The sequence below is a fragment of the Rhodococcus sp. IEGM 1241 genome (assembly GCF_033142365.1).
In the GTDB taxonomy this organism is placed as follows: Bacteria; Actinomycetota; Actinomycetes; order Mycobacteriales; family Mycobacteriaceae; genus Rhodococcus_F; species Rhodococcus_F erythropolis.
The window spans coordinates 1-21,629 of record NZ_JAWLSE010000015.1; the positions used below are offsets into that span (position 1 = coordinate 1).

The following is a 21,629-nucleotide window of genomic DNA, read 5'->3' on the forward strand; positions in this document are numbered from 1 at the left end:
GGAAACACGGTACGAGTTCACTGAGATAAAGGCGATCCGCGGCACTGAGTCGAAAACGATCACAAGCAAGCAGCAGGAAGGCTGGGAGTTGGTCACCCAACAGGAGGGCCGCCTGCGAACCACCATGACCTTCCGTCGGCCAAAGCCAAAGCCCCCCTGGCGATTATGGGCCGCAGTTGGCGCCGCCGGTGTCGCCCTGGCGGGTATCCTCACCGCCGGAGCGCTATTGGAAGACGACAGCGACGCGTCCACGACCGACACCGCGGCAGCCTCGAGTGCCGAGCAGTCCTCCCCGCAGTCTGCTCCGGAAAGGGAAGCGGAACCCTCCTCGTCGGCCGACCCGATGATCTGCGACGGGAAACTGGGCGGAATTCCATGCAAGTTCGGCCAGACCGCGATCTACAGCGACACGGTGCGGTCGGGCGAGGTGAAGCTGGAGATCACCGTGGGCGCACCGGTCGAGTTCACGCCGAGTGAGGACGCGAGCACCCTGTATGACCGGCCGTTGGAGCCAGTGAGTGTCTACTTCCCGGTCACCGTCAAGAACACATCTCCGGAGTTGGCAGTGGGCACGATCTTCCGCCAGGCCACCAACGCTGAACAAGGCGAAACCGACATCAAGTTTGTGAGTGACGGCGACATCGAGGGACTCGCGGTCGCAGGTGTCGCGGGGATGCCTGTGGGCGAGTCGATAAGCGTCAAGGACGGCTGGACCATGACAACACTTGAAGGCGTCGAGTACCGAGTGAAAATCGATGGCCTGGCCGGCTACAGCATCAAGTTCACACGGTGATCCTAAGATGACGGGCTAGCTCGCGGGGAACGATCGTTACCGAGGACGGCACATCCGCAGCCTGTCCACACCACCGCCGGCTCTGCACCGGTAGCCGTCTGAGTGGGTGCAGGTTGGGCATTCGGTCAGCTGGTCACCGTTCTCGCGGGGCACTGACTCCTGCAACCTCGCTTCGAGTGACCGAAACCGTTGGCAAATATGAAAAGGACCTTTCTCGTCGACGACACCTGCCGCTCTAGGAAACCACTCGAACCGCTTTCGGCGGACGCACCTAACGTCTTATCCGCCAGTCGATTTCGCCATCGGTGACAGACGACAGCCACATGCGATCGAAGACGGTCTCACCCGCCAGGCTGTCGGCGAGGTCCGTCAGCATGGCACTGATAGACACCCACTTGGGGCCGTCCTCGTCGCTCGAGTCGCGGCTGTATTCGGTAACGCACCCGTGCATCGGACCCGGGCGGGTGTCGACGAACCAGAAGTATCCATCCAATCCAGCGAACGGAATGTACTCGTCGATGAAGGAGTAGGCAGGTGTTCCCGCGGGGTGCGCTGACGCATTCGCGTCGACCATCTCGGGTTCTTCGGCTGCCAAGCCCGCCCAGACCTTGACCATCGATCGGCGTGCATCGTGGATCTGTTCGACGGTCAGCAATGCGTTCAGCGGCAGTAGCCGATAGGGCGCACCGGAATACAGCGTCAGAAACTCGACGAGCTCGTCCGGCCAACCGTCGGTGCCCCTCAACTCCTGCGGCGGCACACGATTGTCAGCCGCGTAGTCCGTGTTGACTGTCAGCCAGGCTTCGATGTCGTGCCACGCCTCGCGTACCGAGCCTGCGGGCGTCGGGCTCAGTGTCGGAATGGCGTCGATCTCGCGTCGACGGCGCTCACGTTCCGCGTCGGCGGCGGCTTCGGCATCGTAGGCGGCGGTGATTCGAGCGACGATATCGTCGACGCTGAGTTCAGGATCGATGATGCCCTGGACCTGGACATAGTTTCGGTTCACGTGGAGTGCGGTGCGGTCGATGAACGTGCCCGGCTCTTGGGCCATGTAGGCCCGGGCTTTGACGACCATGTCATGCAGGGCGGCCTCGTGGGTCTGCGAGCGCCCAGCCAGAGGCACCGGACGATTGTCTGCCGTGAAGACGCTGATGCGCCAGGTGAATTCGCCGACGGCGTCGCCGTCAGGCCACTCCGATGAAACGATGGTCACTGAACTTCTCCTGGTCTCTGTCAAATCCGGCGTTTCAATTCAATCCGGCGTTTCAATTCTATGGTGACGACGCTATCCGCCGAACTGAACGTGGTCGCGACCATGGAAGGATGCTGAGATGCGTACGTTGATCGCAGCGGGGGCTGCAACCTTCTTGATAGGTGGTCTTATCTGCGTTGGCTTCGTGCTGTGGTGGCTCGGGCAACCGACTCAATGCTGTTCGTACGCACCTCTGACATCGCAGATCACGGATCCGGCCAACTTACCTACGATCTCCCTCTGCCCTGGCAGTGATGAGAGCCCGACGCTGTATCTCATCGTCGGGCCACTGGCCAGCGCTGCGGTCGGAGCGCTCACCGGGTTCGTTGTCTGGCGCAGCGGAGTTCAGTTGTCGCGCACCCGGTAAGTTTTACCCTTCTCACTACCGACTTCGCGACCTTGCGCTGAAGCGGCATGTGCTTCGCAAAGGCGCGAACCCGAATTCACCGCGCAGGGAAGCGACACCGCAGGGGTGTCGATTGCTGGCACATCCGTGGCTACACAGCGGACCTTGCTTCCCGCATTGAGATCTTCAGCGCGACACGTCGAGACGAAAACTACTGCAGTCCAAGCAGCTTGACAACGATCTACTGCAGCCTGTGAAATTCTGCCGTGCACCTTTTCTGGATAGTTGCCCTCGTATTCGGCGGACTTGTTGGTTTCTTGATTTTTGCCTTCGGCTACGAAAAGTGGACAACGTCCAAGATGATTCGCGAGCGCCGTGCCAGGAACGAAAGACTGCTTGCCCATCAGAAAGCGGAACGGGAGAATCGCGCGTTCTCGTCCGGGCACGACTCAGGGGTGTACGGCGACTACATTCCGGTTGATCCTGAGACCGGCGAGCCGATACGAGTGACGCGACCCGACCGAATCAAGCTCACGACCGACCAGTTCAAGCAAGAGCATCGTAGGCCCGGTAATTTCACCGAGTAGCCGCCCGAACGAACCCTGCAGTAGTTCACTTCAGGTGCCTGTACAGAGTGGTTCGGCCGACGCCGATGATTTCGGCGATGTCAGTCAGGTGCATGCCGTTCTCCCGCATTCGTTGTGCCTGAGCGAGTTTCGTCGACGTCATCTTCGTTGGCCGGCCGCCGGTACGTCCACGGGCTCTAGCAGCGGCAAGACCGACTTGGGTCCGTTCCCGGATGAGGTTGCGTTCGAATTCTGCGAGCGCGCCGAAGATGGAGAAGATGAGTTTGCCGCCGGAGGTGGTGGTGTCGATCGCTTCGGTCAACGATTTGAAGCCGACTCCGCGGGCGGCGAGATCCTCCACGGTCTGCAGTAGATGGGGGAGTGAACGCCCCAACCGGTCCAGGCGCCAGACGACCAGGGTGTCTCCGTCGCGAAGATGGGAGAGAAGATCCGTCAGTTGCGGACGGGTCGTGGTTGCACCGGACGCGGTTTCGGTCCAGACCTTGAAACAGCCGGCAGCGCTCAGAGCGTCGCTCTGCGGATCGACGCTCTGGTCGGTAGTCGAGACCCTCGCGTAGCCCAAAAGTTCACCCATGAGGCAGCAGTGTTCCAGAACTCACCGACAGGCTACATATTGAACCATCGGTTTTGGACACGAGTTTCGAAACATGCCCTCTTCCTGGTCGTCCAAAATCGTCCTGTGCGTTTCAAAAACGAGTGTTTATGAAACATCGTTCGAGGACGCCAAAAATCGAGTCGGATCGACTGCCGAGACAGCCATGGGCGCGCTCTGGTCGCTGGCACGGCCGGTGCGCCAGACGGAAGTAGGGAGGTCCTAGATTCAGGCAGGATTCTTTCCCGGGGAATCACACTGAAATTTTCGAGACATTGCGGTCAGGTCACCGTACGTCTGGCAGAGGGCCGCCCCCGGTTTAGGTTAATGTGTCAACCGCAGTGAGTGGGTTTAGGTTAATGTGTCAACCGCAGTGAGTGCAGTCCTGATCAATTTATTTTAATACCTGCCAAACTGGCATCAGATTCCGATTCTAACGTCGAAACCGAATTCTTTTAGTGGGTTCAGAAAATATTCCGGCGATACGACACCTCTAGTGAGAGCAAAGATAACCATCCTGCCATCTGTGAGCGTCGCTGTAGCCACATGGCCATAATTGGTGGCATGTAAGTCCTCTTTCAAGAGAAAGTTAGAATCATATGTTCCTATTGAAATAATGGGTGCACGACCGTTTCGAGTGGGTGTGCGACAACTCATAGGGCGAGTGATCGAATTTTTCAGAACATTGCTACTTGCCCCATATGTGCCTGGAGCGCACACGGCCTCAAGCCAATCATCCATTGAGGAGTCTGCTGCTGTTGCAGCGGTAGGCGGTGCGATTTCTGTTGCACGGGTGGACGGTGCGACCTGCGTCTCATTTGCATCCCCATCCTGGGAGCCAATTGTGAACCCAATGACAAGTAGGAGAGTAGCTGCGAGAAAAACTCCGATTATGATTGCAATCCACTTCCACTGAAACGGCGGTGCAGAAGATGCCCGATTGTCTTCTGTAGGGCGAGGATCGGTTTGGCCAGCTGGTGGAATCTTCAAGTATTGCTCCAAAGTTTGTCGTTGGAGTCATTCTCGCACACGTACTCAAAGTTATTCAACTACTATTAAACGATGAATTTATGTAACGGAATAGAGTGGAGGAGCGATTAATTAGCTCTCCTGATCTAGAGTGCGTGAGTCGATCCGTCGTTGATTGAGGAGGCAAAAGATGTAGAAGTACATAACTCGTGTTAATCCACTCTAATTCCGGTGAACCTTCAAAGTTGCCGTCATCGATACTTCCGAACTGCGAATAGGGCACGTGATCAGCATCTTCTCTCGCTGAGGCACAACGAGCGGGGCATACCGCGATTATCGCCGGTGAGAGAGGAGAAGAATTTGGGCGAGGGCAACCTTTGCAATCGGTACTACTGGTACCTTAAGTGGGGACGTTCAATCAGAGTTGAGCTTCAATTTTCAGTCAAGTCTTCGGGAATGAACCATGTCGGTTGATTTCCTGACATGGTGCAAGCGATCAACGCGTCCGTGTACGAATTTACAATAGGTGTCACATCCGACTCGGCCGGCAAAATACCATTTTTTACATCGGTGTAGTGTTGTGCAATTCGGTCGGCGTCACGAATCATTTTCGTAATCGCTAGACGGACATTGGAACTCGCTTCGTTGATCGTTTCCGAACCGTCAGTTTCCCGTTGCCCGTTTCCGCAATTGTAGTGAGGGGCACGAGTTGCGCAGAAAGCGTGGCTGGTTGTATGGAGGATTCGTCGGTTAAAAGAATTTCTTTGTACGTAGGATAGAAGTATTTTCCACGATTCTCTAATCCGTCTTTACCGCTGCAGACGACGGCATCGGTTTTCGATGTGGAGGACATGACCGCAGTGGGCGTCGAAGACGTGGCGCTACTCGAGGTCGTATTGATTTCGGGTTCAGGGAGGGCGGTGGGAGCCTCGTTCGAGCAGGCAGTGAGCATCATGCCGGCGCACACGAACCCTGCCAGATGGCGAAATTTGATCATTATCGTCCTATCGGTAGTACGTAACCCGAGGGCGGATGAAAAAAACTTAGTGCGGTCATGTTTGTACATCGTTGCATTATTTAATAAGATTGTTCGATAGATCGGCCTCAATGCAAATCTGAGTACCTCTCGACATAGTAGGACAGTGCGGCACAGATTTCAGCCAATTCTTCGTGTGTCATTCCGCGTGGAACTTTGCGGTATGCGTACGAAATATTGGGTTCTTTCGACTGCCAGTGCCTTTCCCTGGCGTTGTCGAATAGTTCGTGATTCTCCTTCGGTATCGTGGTGAAATCGAAGAATTCCGAAAAATTACTTCTGGCGAACTCCTCTTTCTGTGAACTCCGTCCCCGCCACCGGTCGGCATCCGAGCAGTCGAAGGCCGCCATAAGGTGAATGCGCCCTGCCTGATATTTCCAGCCGAACAGATGACCGGAATTACTCGGCGCTGAGTACTGAACAGACCCTTGTGGCGAGGAAAAGTCGACGTCGACCCTGACTCCCTGCTTTTGCTCGACGCGCTCGGCGAATCGTGACAGTCGAATCTTCTCGACTAACGGCAGCAGTCGCGCGGCCTTGAGGCGGCGGGTTTCACCCGGATCCAGGACGACGGCATCGTATGGGCCTATCGACAAGGGGTGATGATCACGCAGGTAGATCAGCTTTCGGAGGAGATCAACGTAACGGTCGAGCAGGTCCGCTTCGTACTCGTGCGATCCGAGCCTTCTCAAATTATCTGCCGTCTCTTGGAGGGGCTGGAGCAGTTCGTCGTAGGGGACGTGGCGCCACGGCGCCGGGAGTTCGGTGGCGGGCAGGATCAGAGAAATCACCATGGTGCGCGTCAAGTAACGGACCCGTCCGAGTTTCTCGAGCTTTTCTCGGCTCGGAATAGTGTGCAGTGAATTGACGACGCCGAGCTTATGGCTCCCCATGTCGTGGTCAACGAAGAGATCCAAACCCAGCCAGTCCCGTTCGACGATAGATCCAGACAGGGAACGAGAAATTTCCGTCAACGGGTGCGCCACCTCCAGAGGTGTACTGAGCAGCCAGTACAGCATTCCGGTGTGAAATCCGTCTTGGTCCGAGGCAGAGAGTTGGTATAAGGGATCGTTTGCCAAGGCTTCGACACCGTCGCCTTGTTCTACTCTCATGTTTTCTCTTTCACTATGTGGCCAATGAGTGGGGTGCCGAATTTGTACAGTACGGGGGGAGTCTCTACAGCCGATGCGGTGTAGTTGCTATCGGAGTTTCTGGAGCGTGTCGGCGGTCGGGCGCCAATTCATGGGCATGTTGGCAAGGCCGTAGTCGACGAAGAGTCTGATCATGTCGGAGCGGTTGGGTTCGCCGTCGCCTTTGACGAACTCCTCAAGCAGCGCACGCTCATCCAACTGCATCAGGATATCGTCGCCGAGCCGTAAGGCGGTGGCTGCTCTGCGGGGTCCTGGCCTGGGCATAGGGGGTATCCGTTTCTGTTGTCGTGCAAGGGAATCGTGACGGCTGGGTGGTGCGTGGTGCGAGCGCAGGCAGCAGAGGTTTTGATGTTCTACTGCAGCGTGTTCAGGTCCACGACATCTCTTTTGATCAACTCTGCGCTAAATATAGATCATGTTTGAGCTAATATGCAAGGGTGGAAAAGTGGACAGACACAAGCGGCAAGACACTGGCGGATTACGCGCGTCCCTCGGTGGCGGTGGATGTTGCGGTATTGACCTACTCCGACGGCGCGCTACAGGTATTGGTGGTCAAGCATCGCCGTGGCGGATTGGCGTTACAGGGGACCTTCTTGCACGAGGGCGAACTGCTCACTGATGCCGCCGAACGGGCGCTGCGCACCAAGGCAGGCCTGGTCGATACGCAGTTTCATCAGCTGGCGATGTTCGATGACCCGGCCCGCGACGAGCGTGGATGGGTTCTCTCGATGGCCCACACCGCCGTCGTACCTGCTGCGGAGCTTCCTGCGGACGCGATCCTGGTGAACGTGGTGGGTGGGACCGTGAGGCAGGAGTTGGCGTTCGATCATGCCGACATGGTGCGGCTGGCGGTCGAGGACCTGCGAACGCGGTATGCAGCGCACGTGGATCCCGGTGGTCTGCTGGGTGACTCGTTCACGGTGCTGGAGCTGCGTCAGCTTTACGAGGTGATCTTCGATCGGCAGTTGCAGAAGGACGCGTTCCGGCGCCATGTCACGGGCACGCTGGAAAGTACGGGGGAGCTGACGAACCCGGGTAACGGTCGCCCCGCCGAACTATTCAGCAGAAAGGGCGAGGGCCGGCTTCCGGCGCAGGCGTCGGTGTTGTTGACTGGTTAGGCTACATCTTCAACAACGGCGGATGCTGGGGATGCAACCGTCATACAGCGTGGTGGAAAAGAGGTCTACTCCGGAACTGCGAAAGGCTGCGCCCTGAGTGGTGCAGCCTTTCGCGGTCCTGATCTGGACGATAACTTGACGAGGTAACCCGGGGGTCGCTCTTAGTTCAATTCTCTTCGAAGCCCGACTGGTCGAACTTGAGGGTGCGTGCATTCTCGGAAACTGTGCGGATTTTGCTCTCGTCGAAACCCGAATTGTTACTGGCTTCGATTTCGATTCGCACGGTGAGAGCGGTGTTCGTGTCAGCACGCAGGTGGGCGAGCACTTCGTCAGCAATGTTCTTGAAGTCGAGGGCTATCTTGTCGGCATTGAGGGTCTTGACACCGTAGAAACGTGTCTTGGCTTGCGCATCAGGGATGCTCCTCTCGCGCGGCGATGGGTTCTTGGTCGAAGTCGAGCCTTCCTCCGCCTGCTCTGATTCTTGGCCGTCCTGCTCTACGGGAGCTGACGACTCGGCCTCGTGTTGTTTGGTTGCAACATCTGGACGTACAAGTAGCAGCGAGTCGGTAGCCGCGGGGGCAGTCGCTTTGTCGTCGGGGATCCACAGCCCGATGTAGCGGCCATTGGTCTCGTCATAGCCTGTAGCCAGGGCAAAGGCATCTGTTTGCCAGATCATCGGCAGGTCGACAATGCCCTCGTCCAATACACCTCGGTCGCGGAGGCGAGGCATGTAGGGATATTGGCTGTAGAGACCCCACAGGGTACCGAGGGAGACGTGACCGTCCTTCCAAATTTGGGGGACTTTACCGATGGCCAGGCGGATAGTGGCGGCAGCCTGCCGGGTGGACAGGTCGCCGTCGTTACCGAGCCGGCGTGAGACTCGCTCGGCCAGCGAGGGAGACTGACCCTCGACCTTGACCTCGCGAATCAGGAACCGAGCACCGGGATCAGGTTGGGCGGGGACTAAGGCCCAGGTAAAGGTCTGCAACAGCCGTGAGGTCACGGTCTGATCGGCCTGGGCTTGCTTCTGTGCAGCCTGGTTCTTTTGGTTCTGGGTCAGGTCCAGGTCAGCTTCGTTACTGAGGACATGGCTCCACCCGAGGTAGTCACGCGTGGCGTGGTCGAGCTCCTCGAGGCGAGCCTCGTCGGCAGCCAGAAAGATGAGCATGTTGCGGTGGCTCCGGTTTGCGCTGCCGCGCTGTTCGGTGGCCTTGCGAGCGAATTCCTTGGCAGCGGACTCGGTGCCCCGTTTGTGGGACACCTTGGGGTGCAAGATGACCAATCGGGCTTCATCGACATCGGGGATGTCTGCGTCGGACTCGGGGCTGACGTGCACGCCCGCGAAGTCGGCCCGGGTGCGGCTTTGCCCCTGCAATCGGCGGGCGATCTCGGCCCAGACGTCTTCCTTGTGAAGCCGCTCGGCCTGATCCTTCGCGGTCCGGCTGATATTTGCCTGCAGGTCGTACCAATATTTCCCGGAGCCGGAGTAGAAGTACGTCGCCCGGTCACCGAGTTGAGTCAGGGCCGCATGGAAGTTTCCGGGCACGTCACCGGGGACTGCGGTACCGAGGAATACCCGCTGGGTGCCGATGCCCTTGCTGGCGGCACCAGGCGCGACAGTCGGGGCGGCGCCGAAGAACACGGTGCGAGCGAGGCGCTTGGTCAACGACCGCTGCCCGAACAGCGGCTTCTCCTTGTCGATCCGTGCCGGTTCGGAGTTGGGCCCGTCGACATCGGCGTCGATGATCGCTTTCCAGGAATCCTGAAGGTACTGCGTCAGTTCGGAGTTCACATTCGCGGTCGCCAGGGGGATCGAACCGGGCATGATGAGCGGCGAGGCATCCTCGCCGGTCCACAGTGCGTGGATCACTGTCGACATCAAGCGCAGCACGCCGCGGGTGCGCTGGAACCGCTCCAGCGATGACCACTCCTCGTAAAGCGTGTCGAACAGTTCTGGGTGTATGGGATAGGTCTGCTTGATCCGGTCCTCGTAGGCCGAATCCCGAGCCTCGCGGGGGAAGTCGTCGGTGTATTTGCGGTACATCTCCACATACGCCCGCGCGGATGCGCCGATCGCGGCCAGCGCTGCCGCGTCAGGCTGGGTGAACAGTCGCTGTTTGACGATGTGGTAAGCCTCGTCAGAGGACGCTGGGCGCCACTGATCGGCGATCCGCCGCACGACGTTTTGGAGTCGCTTGAGTGCCTCTAGACCGTGGGCGCCACCAACTTCCTCGGCGTTGCCAGCGACGGAGTTCTTCGTGTCGACGCCGTTCTCGGAGGCCGGGATGGAGATCGCCAGCAACACTCCGGGAGTGCCCTTAACTGCTTCCGTGAGGGATTGGGCGAAGGTGAACTGGTCGTCGAACGTACCGCCGGCGAGGTCGTCGCGTCCCACCAGCGATCGGGCGTAGGCTACCCATTCGTCGATCAGGATCACCGCCGGCGAGTACGCCGTCAATAGGTCGTGAAGAGTTTGACCCGGCGGAGTACGGTCAGCGTCGGTCTTTGCCACCAGCGCAAAGCCTTCCGCGCCGCCGAGTTGCCACGCCAACTCACCCCACATCGTGTTCACCTGGGTGCCATCAGACTTCGTGGCACCGGAGGGGCTCAGGTGGTTACCGACGATAGCGACCCGGTTAATCTTTTCACCGATGTAGCCGCTGCTGTTCAGCAATTCTTGAGTTTCCTGGGGGAACTGGCCGACCGGCAGCCCGGCCGCGATGTGCCAGAGTGACAACATCGAATGGGTTTTGCCGCCACCGAAGTTAGTCTGCAAGTTGATGACCGGTGAAGCATTACCGTCGCCGGAAAGGCGTCGCACTGCCCGTCCGATCAGGTCGCGGAGCCCCTCGGTAAGGAACGTCCGCTTGAAGAACTCCACCGGGTCGGCATAGTCAGCGTCCACCTCGCCGCCGTTGGCGACTTTGAAGAGGTCGGCGGCGAACTCGGAGGCATGGAAGTTTCCTGTGGCCACGTCCTCGTGGGGAGGCAGGACTTCGCGCCAGGGTTTGAGTCCCGTAGCTTCAGGGTTATCGACCGCGGACTTGAGAACCTTCTTGTCAGCCTTGTCCGCTGTGACACGGCGTAGGTTCAGCCGGATACCTGTGACCTGCTCGGCCTCAGCGGCTGCGCCGATCAGCTTGAGCAGGCGTTCACCGGTATCGAGGGCGCGGTAGGCGTCGTCGTCGCTGAACGAGCCATTGTGGGCCCACGTGTTGCGCACTTCACGCAACTCGTTGGCAAAGGTCTCTCCCGTACGGCCGATCGCCTGGCTGAACGGATACCAACGCGGTTGGTAATTGGCAGTGATGTTGCCCTCGGTCAGCATCCGGAACTGAACTTGAGGGTCCAGTGGGTCGTAGAGCTTGCCCGCCGGCGCCCCATTCTTCAAGTCCTTACCCTGGACCAGCTTGACCCACTCCGCACCCAGCGCCGGATCAACCTGCCCAATCACCAAGGAGATGAAGTCGTCGAGAGCAGGCGCCAGCACCTGAAACATCTGATCGATCCGGTCGCGGTTACTCATTGCCATCTCAGTTATCCACTTCATTGAAATCGAGAGAGCCTTGTGATGCCAGCGACACGGTGGTGGTTCTAGCTGCTTCAAGAATGTCAGGCCAGCTTGTCGCAAACGTATTGAAGCTTAGAGCGTCCTTCGGCCATCCGTTGCTTTCGGCAATGCGAAACAATAGATGGGACAACTCTTTGATCAAATCTGTGTCAGAAATATCGTCCGGCCGACTCATGGCAGTCTTCAACAAGTCGCCGGCGACAGTGATTCCGTCGCGCTCAAAAACCTTGATCAATTGATGTAAAAGCCCCCAGCTGCTTGATAGTTGATCATTAATAGTATCGTAGTCCCATATTAAATCGCACGGTTTAATTAACTGCACCTGCCCGCCCCGGCTGGTGAGAATACCTGCACGATCCATGATGCTGACCGTTGTGTTCTTGGCAGTTGCTAGGTTATTTGCGTCACCGAATGTTCCCGTTCCGTATCCATGTTGGCGGTACCACGAAATCGCAAAACGCGAAGGCTCGTCAAAGTCACCTTCTTGTTCATTTAAGACTTGGTCAAGTATCTCGTTGATGCGTGCCAAAGCGGATCGGACAGTCATCTTGTTGCCGTCTGGTTCGAGAACTCCATCGTATCTGCTGAAAACTGACATCCCCGGCCCGATTGCGGACTGGGGCAGGTCTACGGGGGAGATGCGTCCCTGTTGAAGGTTGCGGAGCGCATCCGGTAGTTCATTTTCCAGAGCAGAGATGAACCCGCGCCTATCGGTGATCGGTGAGTTTTCCTTACGTGGACGCAATGAAAGTATGATCGAGGACGCCAGTGCATTAGTTTTCAACCCGACAGATCGGGCGCTTCTTTCGCTGCGGATAGGCCAGGTCGATGTGATTTCCCAGCCTGATCGGATCATGCCTTCCAGGAGAGTTTCCCAACCGGTTGAAGCCTCGCCTGACGCATCTGATTCCGATTGCTTGAAAGCGTAGTAAACCGTAATGGGGAAATTGCTGGAGGCTGAACTCCTGGCTCGATTGAAAACTTCACGGAATCCATCTTCAAAGAATTTTTTTGCTCCACCCTTTCCTTCGTGGCGATAAGGGTTGGCGACCAACTCGTCCGCTTTAGGAACAAGTAGGGTCGCTAATAATTCTGGGTGAACCTGCCGCAACGATCTTCTAAGCCAAACGTAAAAGAAGTCAGACAGGTCGGAGTAACCGATATTATCGTAATAAGGTGGGTCGGTGCTTATGATAGTGCCCTCGAAGTTAGCTGCACTAGCGGACATCTGCACAGCGGTTCCGGCAGGTCCGATCCCTAAGTACAGTGAGTTGCAGATTGATTCGATTGGCCCGTCAAGTCCGATTGATCCGAACACATTTGCCTCGACGAAATCCCACGTCATCGGGACAGCTTGGCGTGAGAACAGTGCTCGGATATTCTCGTTGGTATGGTTCCATGAGCAGAGCGCATTAGAAAGGTCCGCGTACCGTGAAACGGCCAACCCTAAGTATGTGGCGATCGCATCGGCGTACTCAGTGCTTCCTCCATCTGAAATTACGTTTTTGCGAACGTTGACGACTAAATCGCTAAATTCTGTCAGGGCGACTAATTGTCGGGGAGTGAATACGTCTTCAAAGTCTGTCAGCCCATACCCCGGAGGGGAGAACCATCTGGGATTGTCGGCCATTTCACCGCTAATGGTTTCCACAGGCGCTGGCACTTCGGCGGCGCGGGTATGTTCAGGCGTGGCTGGGAAGTAGATCCTCTGCCGCTCACCCGAGGCGATAGTAGCTAAGAGGACTCGACCGGTTTTTCCACCTTTCCCTTGAACGCGCAAATATTCGACGGATGCTGTCGAGTGGCAGGATAGGCAAATAGCACCTGTCCTTCCCGATACAGTCCCTTCGTTGGCATCATTCGGATCTAGGGGGATGCCCTTTACAATTTCAAATACTACGCGTAGGCCCGACGGATGGATAGGGTCACGGATAACATTGGGCTTGATATAGTGTTCTTTGTTCTTTTTTTTGCTGAGCCACCAAGATCGAACTAATGGCATATCGATCTGGCAAGCAGGGTTTGGGCACGTCACTGTTCGCGCCCAGACCCACCCGATGATACGGTGGTCACCTATATTCGGGTATAGGTGACCAATGTTTTCATGGGCTTGTTCGCGCATCTTGTGGCCGTAAGCTCGAATGTCAGCCACAAGCCCCTCGGCTCCTCTCCAAGATCTGATCTCGGAGTCTGCGAGTCCGGGAAACACGGGCGGCATATCTCGAAATTTGGGAGGCAGTTCAACAAGAGCTTTATTAATTAGTACGGCCACCGGGTTCAGGTCCGAGGCTTTTGCGATCAAACCGAGCCGCTGAGCCTCTAGTGGTATTGTTCCGCCCCCAGCAAAGGGGTCGTAGATGACTGGTGGAGACCCATTCGTGGACTTGATGATTTCAGCATGGGCCTCTTCGAACAGCTTGTCATTCCAGGAGTTTTCCCAAATTACCAATCGTTCAATTATTTCGTGTAGCCTGACACGTTCTTTACGCTGGAGTTCCTCGGTCGGAAACTCTTCGGGATGTGAAGACGGGTCATCGACGAGCTGAGCGAACAGGATGGCTCGAGCTGCTGTGAGGGGTCGGCGTGCCCACCATATATGCAATGCGCGAGGGTGACGTTTGGTGAAGGGTTCTTTTTCTCGAGCAGACGCGCGATTAATGGCTTCCAAGGGTAAAGCCACCTCGATGAGCTTCCGAGCAGTCATTATGGCGTCACGCTTTCTCCCTGTTCCGGGTCGGCTGGTTCTTCCCGGAGCGTCCACTTATCGCGTCAGCCTATCGTCTGGTGTTGGCGCTGCTGAACGACGGTTATGGGGGTAAAGGGCCGGGCCAGCCCAAATGTGAACCGAGGGTGTGGAGGTCAAGGGCTGTTCACTTGGCCTGCTGTCGCTGCGAATCGGGATTTCCCTGCGTGTCAGGGTGAGTGGGAGACCATCGATTCACAGCACCCCACCTGATCAGAGGAGATACGGATCGACCGAACATGACCACTTCAGCGATCACAGACCACAATGAACCGATGGATTCTGAACATCCCAGATTCGACGGTTCGCGTCGGCGCAGAAGTGTCCTTGACGCGACACGCGCGAAACATCCACCTCGTTCGGCACCTGTGCCGTTGTGGCCAGAATATTCGGCGCCTCGTTGGTACTTGGATTCCGTCCTCGTAGGTCTGCGCCTCACCTAGCGGAGGTAAACGGGGCTGCGGGACTTTACGGGGACCGGCCCAAGTCTGGGACCTTGATGCTGAGCGCCGTCTGCGATCTCTGCACCTTGGTTGATGTCGTCATTTCCTTGTCGCGAGTCGCTGACCGCTGGGACTGACTACCTCGTTGACAGCTGGGACTGACTACCTCCCTGACAGCTGGACTGACTGCCTCGCGGACAGCTGGACAGACTACGTCGTAACTGGCATTTCAGGTCGAGGTTATTGAGTCGGTAAGCACGCTTTAGGCTAATCCCATGGCTGCAACGCATCTGGTGGTATTGGGCAACGCTGAGGCCGTTCGATGGGTCTTGAAAAACCAGCGGATGGCGTTCAGTGAGGTGGGGCGTCGCACAGCCTCCCGCTTGTCACGTGGGGATACGCTGGTCTTCTATGCGGGAGTCAAGTGCTGGCCAGCTCTTGGTGGGAAGGTCCGACCCAAAGCGGGGATCATGATTGGCAGCGCGGTAGTCCTCACAGAGGTGGCACGGTTACGTACAGCGGCGCAGGTGGGGGGGCGAAAATTTGAGTATGGTTGCGAAGTATTTTTCGAGCGACTTGCGGCACTCGGATCGGGGCTCTCTATCAGTGACGTCAAGAACGACCTTGAGCTGACCGCTGGTCGTGCTAACTACGGGCAGGTGCTCCGGCGTACACCGATTTTGCTGTCGTCAGCTGATACGGCGTTGCTGAGTGCACGCTTGGAATCTGTCACCGCTCCGTATGAGGACAGTGTTGGCGCATACTTTGGTACTGTGACTGCTTCAGAATCGACTGCAAAAAACCCGCCCCCGTCTGATCATGAGGCCGGGATAATTTAGAACGGGTTTCGTCCCTTAGCCCAGATTTTGTTCCAATCACCTCGGATGCCTGTAGCGTCGAAGTCGCCGAGGTCGGTGGAGGCGAAGGGGTCGTCGAGGTAGCGAACCTCGTCAAACTCTGATCCGCGGGGGTCGACGCGGACGAGGGCGAGTCGGTACAGGGGGACAGCGTTCTTGCCGGTCATGACCTCGTTGTGAGTGACGAAGAAGTCCTTGGCGCCGTCGATCCGGGCCTTGACCTCGATACGGTAAGTGTCACCGTTGGGCGAGGCGGAGAGAATGTCGAAGCCTTTGTTGTTGAAGGCCTGTTCGACTGGCTGTCGGCCGATCTTCTGCTCGCAGGCCAGGACGAGGTCGACACCCCGGCGTTCGACCTCCTTGGTTTCCTTGGCGTGGATCGGCGCGGTAGCGGGGAGGTCCGCGTCGTCGATCATCCCGATAGGCAGCACGAGAGCAGCGGTCAGGATGAGCGGCGGTTTCGTGGACATGAGGGCTTGTTGGTCGAGCAGTTCCAGGCGCTGACGCAGGCGGTGATCGAGCTCAACAGCCTTGCGGTTCAGACTCTCCGAGGACTCCTTGGCCTTGTCACCGGCTTGTTCCTTCTCCGCTGCGACGGCGGCATCGAGGAGGAGTCGTTCGGTCTCGCTTTGGAGGCGTTTGGTGACGAGTTCGCGGGTCTTGTGCAGTTCAGCTGCCCGCTGGGGCTGAACCTCGGCGAGATACTCGGGGAGCTGATGGGAAATGATCCAGCTCGCCGCTTTGTCTTCCGCGTCCGCCAGCCAGGGAAGCGAGCGAGAAGCCTTGACAACCGGAACATCAGGGGCCGCCACACAATCCAGATACGGTGCCGGTCCCGCCGGTGTGACGGTGCCGTAGTGATCGACAAAGGCGTAGCCGAAGCGGCGGGCCACCGAGGACCCGGTCGCGTCGGCGACTTCCTCGGTGACGCCGACAAGCAAATGCGGCTCCTCCAGGGTGGAGGACACCAGCACGGTGCCGGCGGTGAGAGTGCCACCGAACTTCCGCAGCGCTTCGTCCATCACCGCGTCGTGCAGCGGATGGCCAGGGGCGAGCAGATCGGCGCGGGCGAGATCATCCGGTTGGACGTGGGGCAGATCGAAAGTCACCCGGTCGTAGCGAGTTGCGATGGGGCCGTGCTTGCTGGCACGAAGGAGGGCGGGCACGTTGGGGATCTCGTAGCGACCCTTTTCTCGTTTCGTGATGCGACCTCCGAGCCGGGTGAAGGCAGCCTTGAACGCCAGCTCGATGTAGTGCGGTTGCAGGCGGCGGGCACGGGCTTCGTCCATCGCGGCTCGGAGCGCAGCGAGGTCGGAGTCGGCGAGATGCTCCGAGGCGAGGGCGCGTTCGTCGAGCAGCTCTTTGAGTCCGTCGCCGACCGTGCGGTCGATGACCTCGTGCATCTTGGCTTTCACTTCCGGCAGCTCGCCGTACTGGATGGCATTCATCAATAGATCGCGCAGGGGAGTGTCGGCGAAAGCCTCACCGAGAACATCGAAGACCTTGCCACCGTAAGCTTTCCGCTGCTCTTCGATCTTTCCGAGCAGTCTGGTGAAGACTTCACCTTCGCGGGTGTTGGCCGCGACGAGGTTCCACAGTCGGCAGACCTCTTCCTGTCCGATGCGATGGATGCGGCCAAAGCGTTGCTCGATGCGGTTCGGATTCCACGGCAGGTCGTAGTTGACCATCAGGTGCGCCGCCTGCAGGTTGAGGCCTTCGCCGGCGGCGTCGGTGGCGAGCAGAATCTGGCAGGCGTGGTTCTTGGTGAACTCTTCGGTGATCTGTCGTCGTTCACCGCGGCGCACGCCGCCGTGGATGGCTTTGACTGTGTCAGGGCGACCGAGGAGGGAACCGATCCTGGCCTGGAGGTAGTCGAGGGTATCGCGGTGTTCGGTGAAGATGATGAACTTTCGAGGCCATCCGTTGCGGTCGGTGGTGAGGGCATGATCTTGCAGGATCGTGGACAGTTCGGTCCACTTGCGGTCGGTTCCGGCGTCGCGAACTTGTTTGGCGAGCCGTGTCAGGTCGGCGAGTTCGAGTAGTTCGGTGTTGAGTTCCTCCACGGTCTGCGCCGCCGTTGCGGCGTCGAGGAGTTCTTCTTCGAATTCTTCGACCTCTTCGGCGTTGTAGTCGTCGGTGTCGAGGTCGGCTAGATCGAGGCTCGGTTCGGTCTCGGTGTAGGTCCCGTTGAGGATGTCTTGTTTCTTGCGCTCGAGTCGTTCGGTGCGACGAACGAGGCTTTTGTAGATCGCTTCGGGGCTGGAGGCGAGCCGGCGTTGGAGGACGGTGAGGGCGAACCCGACGGTGTTCTTTCGTTTTCCGCCGACGCGTTCGGCCCGGTTCATCCCTTCGCGGACGTAGGAGGTGACTTGTTCGTAGAGTTCGTACTCAAGCGCGGTCAGCTCGTACGGGACGGTTTCGGCGATGCGCTCGGGAAAGAGTTTCTTGCCCTCGAAGGTGAGTAGGTCTTCTTTGACCATGCGGCGCATGATGCCGCTGGTGTCGGCGGTGACTTTGTTCTTGCCTTCGAACCGGTCTTTGTCGAGCAGGGTGAGGAACAGTTGAAAGTCCTCTTCCTTCCCCGAGTGCGGGGTCGCCGTCATCAACAACAGGTGACGGGTGATCTCGCCCAGCGCTTCACCGAGTAGAAACCTTTTGGTTTTGTTCAACTTCCCGCCGAAATAGTGGGCGCCCATGCGGTGCGCCTCGTCGACGATCACCAGGTCCCATTCGGTTTCCCCGAGCTGATTCTGCAATTGTTCGTTGCGGGAAAGTTGGTCCATGCGAGCGATCAACAGCGGATTGGAGTCGAAGACGTTGAGATTGATGTTGGCGTCGATCAACTGGTTCGTAAGCAGGTCGAACCGGAGCCCGAACTTGAAGAACAATTCGTCCTGCCACTGCTCGACGAGCCCACCCGGAGCGACGATCAGACATTTGCGAACGTCATCACGCAGGATCAGCTCCTTGATGTAGAGCCCTGCCATGATCGTCTTACCGGCGCCCGGATCGTCGGCGAGGAGAAACCGCAGCGGAGTGCGCGGAAGCAGCTCCCCGTAGACCGCTCTGATCTGGTGAGGAAGCGGTTGGACGTCACTGGTCGCGACAGCGAGCATCGGGTCGAACAAACCTGCCAGACCGATGCGCTGCGCTTCGGCGACAAGCTTGAAGTCCGAGGCCGGCGCATCGAAGGGACGGCTGCCGGTCTGCGCGATGTCGAGCTGAGCTTCGTTCTTCCGGAAAATGACTTGTTGACCGAGCCCCCCGGTGGTCGTCTTGTAGGTCAGCTCGAGAGCGTCGCCGCCGTGCCACTGCACGGCGATGACGGTGACTACCTCGGCGGGAATCAGCCCCTGCAGGCGCAATCCCGGCTTCAGTTCCTCGAGCTGCACGTTGAACCTCCAGATAGACAGTTGATCAACGCTAGCCGAGTGGTACGACAAAGTGGATCATCGCACCAGCAGTGCCGGGTTATTGTCTGAGCAAAAACCGACTCGGTGGTCAGGGCAATGGAACGAAACGACAAACAACAACTACGGGTAATTACCGCTGAAATCTCGACCTGGATCAACCAGGCGAACACTGCTCGGGAACACCGCGCAACGATCGAGCCCGCAGCCCGAAGCGCTACTAGTGCGCTGCGCGGTTCAGCAGTGACCGTGAACCGGAACGGAGCGGCGCACTGTCGGGTTCTCCCGCTGCGGACTTCCGACGAGGTTTTGCTCGGAAAGCTGGCAACAGAGACCGCCCTCACGCCGCTCACCGTCGCCGAAGAGCGATTGCTGCAGGTCCTCCAGAGCGACGCGGCTGCTGCTATCAAAGAGATTCGTGAAAATTCGGGTCTCCGGCGGTTCGTACGGGGCTCCAAGAAACGTGCCGCCGGACGTGATGCTGCTGAATTTTTGGTGGAGTATCGAGACGGGGCAGTCAATGCTGAGGTGACGGGCATCATCGCCCGCCTGGCCGGACCGAGTGCGCCCGAACGGGTCGATACGGCGGAGGCGTTGTCCGATCGGGTTCGCCTGGCGCAACGGTTGAGCGACTTCGGCCGTTGCAGCGAAATCCTCACAGCTGCTGCAGCGGCAAAGTTACCGGCGGCGATCACCGCTGTCGAACAAGCTCTCAAAGACGAGAACATCTCACGCAACCTAGCTGAGAACGCCGGAAATGAAGTCCGCCGCGCGGAAGCCCAAGCGTTGTTGGCTGAGATGCCAGTGGAGCGTCTCAAAGAAGCAACGCGTGATCGCCTTCGCGTCAACGCTCTCACTGACGCCGGCATCACGACTGTTCAAGGTGTCTTGGAGCTCGGAGACCGGCTCGAGCAGCTACCCGGAATCGGCGGAACCACCGCCACACGATTACGCGGAGCCGCCCAGACACTCCGGCAGACGACCTACGACGAGATGCCGACGCGGATCGATATCAAGAACAGAACACCGTCGACGACGGAGCTTCTTCGTCGTCTCTCGGCGTGGGATGCCACGCGAAAGATCAAGGACGCGGGGGCGGATCTCGCCCGCGTCGAAGAACTCGCCCCGCTGGCGCGTGCCCTCGGGCGCGATGTCCGCCACCTTGTCCTGTTCGCGGACAACACCACTGCATTCACCGAGCTCCAGGTCGATATCGATGCGGTCCTATACCGCGCTCAGCTTGTGGCGGGAGCGACCAATGCGGCAGGGACAGCTGATCCGTGGGACGACTTCCTCACCAGACCGGCTGATTACTTCGCGCTGCTCGCCGAACTCGGCTTCATCACCGAAGACGAAGAAAAGACTCACGGCGACCTCCCCGACGACATCATCGAGGCAGTCCGAGCGCTCGAACTTGACACCGAGTACCTTGCTGCATCCCTACGCGGCTACCAAAGTTTCGGGGCACGGTTCGCCCTCGTCCAACGCAAGGTCATCATCGGAGACGAAATGGGCCTCGGGAAAACCATCGAAGCACTCGCCGTGCTCGCCCACCTGCGGTCGAAGGGCTCTCACCACACCCTGGTCATCTGCCCCGCCGCAGTCGTAACCAACTGGATCCGAGAGATCTCGTCCAAGTCCCGGTTGCGTCCCCTTCGCGTCCACGGCCCCGGGCGCGAGAGCGCCGCTCAAAACTGGATCCGCAACGGCGGCGTCGCCGTGACGACGTTCGAGACTCTGGCATGGTTCGACGGCCGTGTCTCGGCCGTCACTGACCTCGGTTGCGTGGTTGTTGACGAGGCGCATTACATCAAGAATCCCGAAGCGCTTCGTTCACTACGCACCACCCGACTCCTCGACTCGGCAGAGCGCGCGATTCTCCTGACCGGGACACCGCTGGAGAACCGCATCGACGAGTTCCGAAATCTCGTCGGCTACCTTCGGCCGGAGCTCGTCGTCGATGCCACCGAACTGACTCCCCGCCTCTTCCGGAAGCAAGTCGCCCCCGCTTACCTGCGCCGCAATCAGGAGGACGTGCTCACCGAGCTACCGGACCTGGTCGAGGTCGAGGAATGGCTCCCGCTCTCGGCCGCTGATGCAAGCGCCTACAGGGATGCCGTGGCGGCGGGGAACTTCATGGCAATGCGCCAAGCCGCTATGTCCCAGGGCAAGCGATCGCAAAAGATGGAGCGGCTCCTCGAAATCGTTGCGGAAGCCGAGGAAAACGGCCGCCGGGTGATCGTGTTCTCCCACTTCCGAGGAGTTCTCGATCAAATTGTTCGCGCGTTGCCGGGCAAGGTATTCGGGCCGTTGACCGGCTCCGTCCCCGCAGCGACGCGGCAGACGATGGTCGATCAGTTCTCCGCTGCCGGTCACGGCGCAGCACTGGTGTCGCAGATCGTGGCCGGCGGCGTGGGCCTGAACATTCAAGCAGCGTCGGTGGTGGTGATCTGTGAGCCGCAACTCAAACCGACTACCGAATGGCAGGCCATCGCACGAGCACACCGCATGGGGCAGCTGGAATCTGTTCAAGTTCACCGGCTTCTCACCGAAGAAGGGGTTGACCCGCGTATCACCGAAATTCTGGCCCGTAAGCGTGAAGTGTTCGATGAGTTCGCCCGGGTCAGCGATACCGCCCAAAGCGCGCCCGAAGCGTACGACATCTCCGAAGCCGAGCTCGCGCGTGATGTCATCGCGGCTGAGCGCGAACGCTTGTTCTCCGCTCCGCAGGTCGATAACCCAGTTGGCTAATAACTCGTGA

12 protein-coding genes are annotated in these 21,629 nt (G+C 58.6%); 4 read left to right on the forward strand and 8 right to left on the reverse strand.

What is annotated here, in order from left to right; translation table 11 throughout:
• The coding region (locus tag R4P70_RS30250) for a hypothetical protein (RefSeq protein ID WP_317833361.1) at positions 1 to 793 on the forward strand (793 nt) is incomplete at its 5' end.
• Between the two features lie 271 nt (positions 794 to 1,064).
• Here the strand turns inward: R4P70_RS30250 and R4P70_RS30255 are convergent.
• From R4P70_RS30255 to R4P70_RS30275, 5 genes are all read right to left on the reverse strand, one after another.
• On the reverse strand, positions 1,065 to 2,006 hold the full coding sequence (locus R4P70_RS30255; RefSeq protein WP_317833363.1) for a hypothetical protein: 942 nt from the start codon (positions 2,004 to 2,006) through the stop codon (positions 1,065 to 1,067).
• Between the two features lie 384 nt (positions 2,007 to 2,390).
• Positions 2,391 to 2,837, reverse strand: coding sequence for a hypothetical protein (locus tag R4P70_RS30260; protein WP_317833365.1), 447 nt, complete (start codon positions 2,835 to 2,837; stop codon positions 2,391 to 2,393).
• A gap of 166 nt (positions 2,838 to 3,003) precedes the next feature.
• A complete protein-coding gene (locus R4P70_RS30265) occupies positions 3,004 to 3,552 on the reverse strand; it encodes a recombinase family protein (protein WP_317833367.1) in 549 nt (182 codons plus the stop codon).
• A gap of 2,091 nt (positions 3,553 to 5,643) precedes the next feature.
• Positions 5,644 to 6,654, reverse strand: coding sequence for a hypothetical protein (locus R4P70_RS30270; protein ID WP_317833369.1), 1,011 nt, complete (start codon positions 6,652 to 6,654; stop codon positions 5,644 to 5,646).
• 120 nt (positions 6,655 to 6,774) lie between these two features.
• Positions 6,775 to 6,930 carry a hypothetical protein gene (locus R4P70_RS30275; RefSeq protein ID WP_317833371.1) on the reverse strand — a complete coding sequence of 52 codons (156 nt, stop codon included), beginning with the start codon at positions 6,928 to 6,930 and terminating at the stop codon, positions 6,775 to 6,777.
• A 233-nt stretch (positions 6,931 to 7,163) separates the two neighbouring features.
• Here R4P70_RS30275 and R4P70_RS30280 point away from each other — a divergent pair, with 233 nt between their 5' ends.
• Entirely contained in the window at positions 7,164 to 7,844 is a 681-nt protein-coding gene (locus R4P70_RS30280; protein ID WP_317833373.1) for an NrtR DNA-binding winged helix domain-containing protein, read from the forward strand.
• Between the two features lie 166 nt (positions 7,845 to 8,010).
• Here R4P70_RS30280 and R4P70_RS30285 read toward each other — a convergent pair whose 3' ends face one another.
• Positions 8,011 to 11,376, reverse strand: a complete 3,366-nt coding sequence (locus R4P70_RS30285; RefSeq protein ID WP_317833375.1) for a Swt1 family HEPN domain-containing protein — start codon at positions 11,374 to 11,376, stop codon at positions 8,011 to 8,013.
• 1 nt (position 11,377) lies between these two features.
• A complete protein-coding gene (locus R4P70_RS30290) occupies positions 11,378 to 14,119 on the reverse strand; it encodes a DUF1156 domain-containing protein (RefSeq protein ID WP_317833377.1) in 2,742 nt (913 codons plus the stop codon).
• Positions 14,120 to 14,876: 757 nt separating this feature from the next.
• On the opposite strand from R4P70_RS30290, the gene R4P70_RS30295 reads away from it, so the two are divergent.
• On the forward strand, positions 14,877 to 15,440 hold the full coding sequence (locus R4P70_RS30295; protein WP_317833379.1) for a hypothetical protein: 564 nt from the start codon (positions 14,877 to 14,879) through the stop codon (positions 15,438 to 15,440).
• Here R4P70_RS30295 and R4P70_RS30300 read toward each other — a convergent pair.
• Positions 15,437 to 18,850 (reverse strand): helicase-related protein, encoded by a 3,414-nt coding sequence (locus R4P70_RS30300; RefSeq protein WP_317833381.1) that lies wholly within the window; start codon positions 18,848 to 18,850, stop codon positions 15,437 to 15,439. The two genes, R4P70_RS30295 and R4P70_RS30300, sit on opposite strands and share 4 nt — an antisense overlap.
• 117 nt (positions 18,851 to 18,967) lie before the next feature.
• On the opposite strand from R4P70_RS30300, the gene R4P70_RS30305 reads away from it, so the two are divergent.
• The gene (locus tag R4P70_RS30305) at positions 18,968 to 21,619 is read left to right on the forward strand and encodes a DEAD/DEAH box helicase (protein WP_317833383.1); all 2,652 of its coding nucleotides are present in this window, start codon (positions 18,968 to 18,970) and stop codon (positions 21,617 to 21,619) included.
• The last annotated feature ends 10 nt before the right edge of the window (positions 21,620 to 21,629 follow it).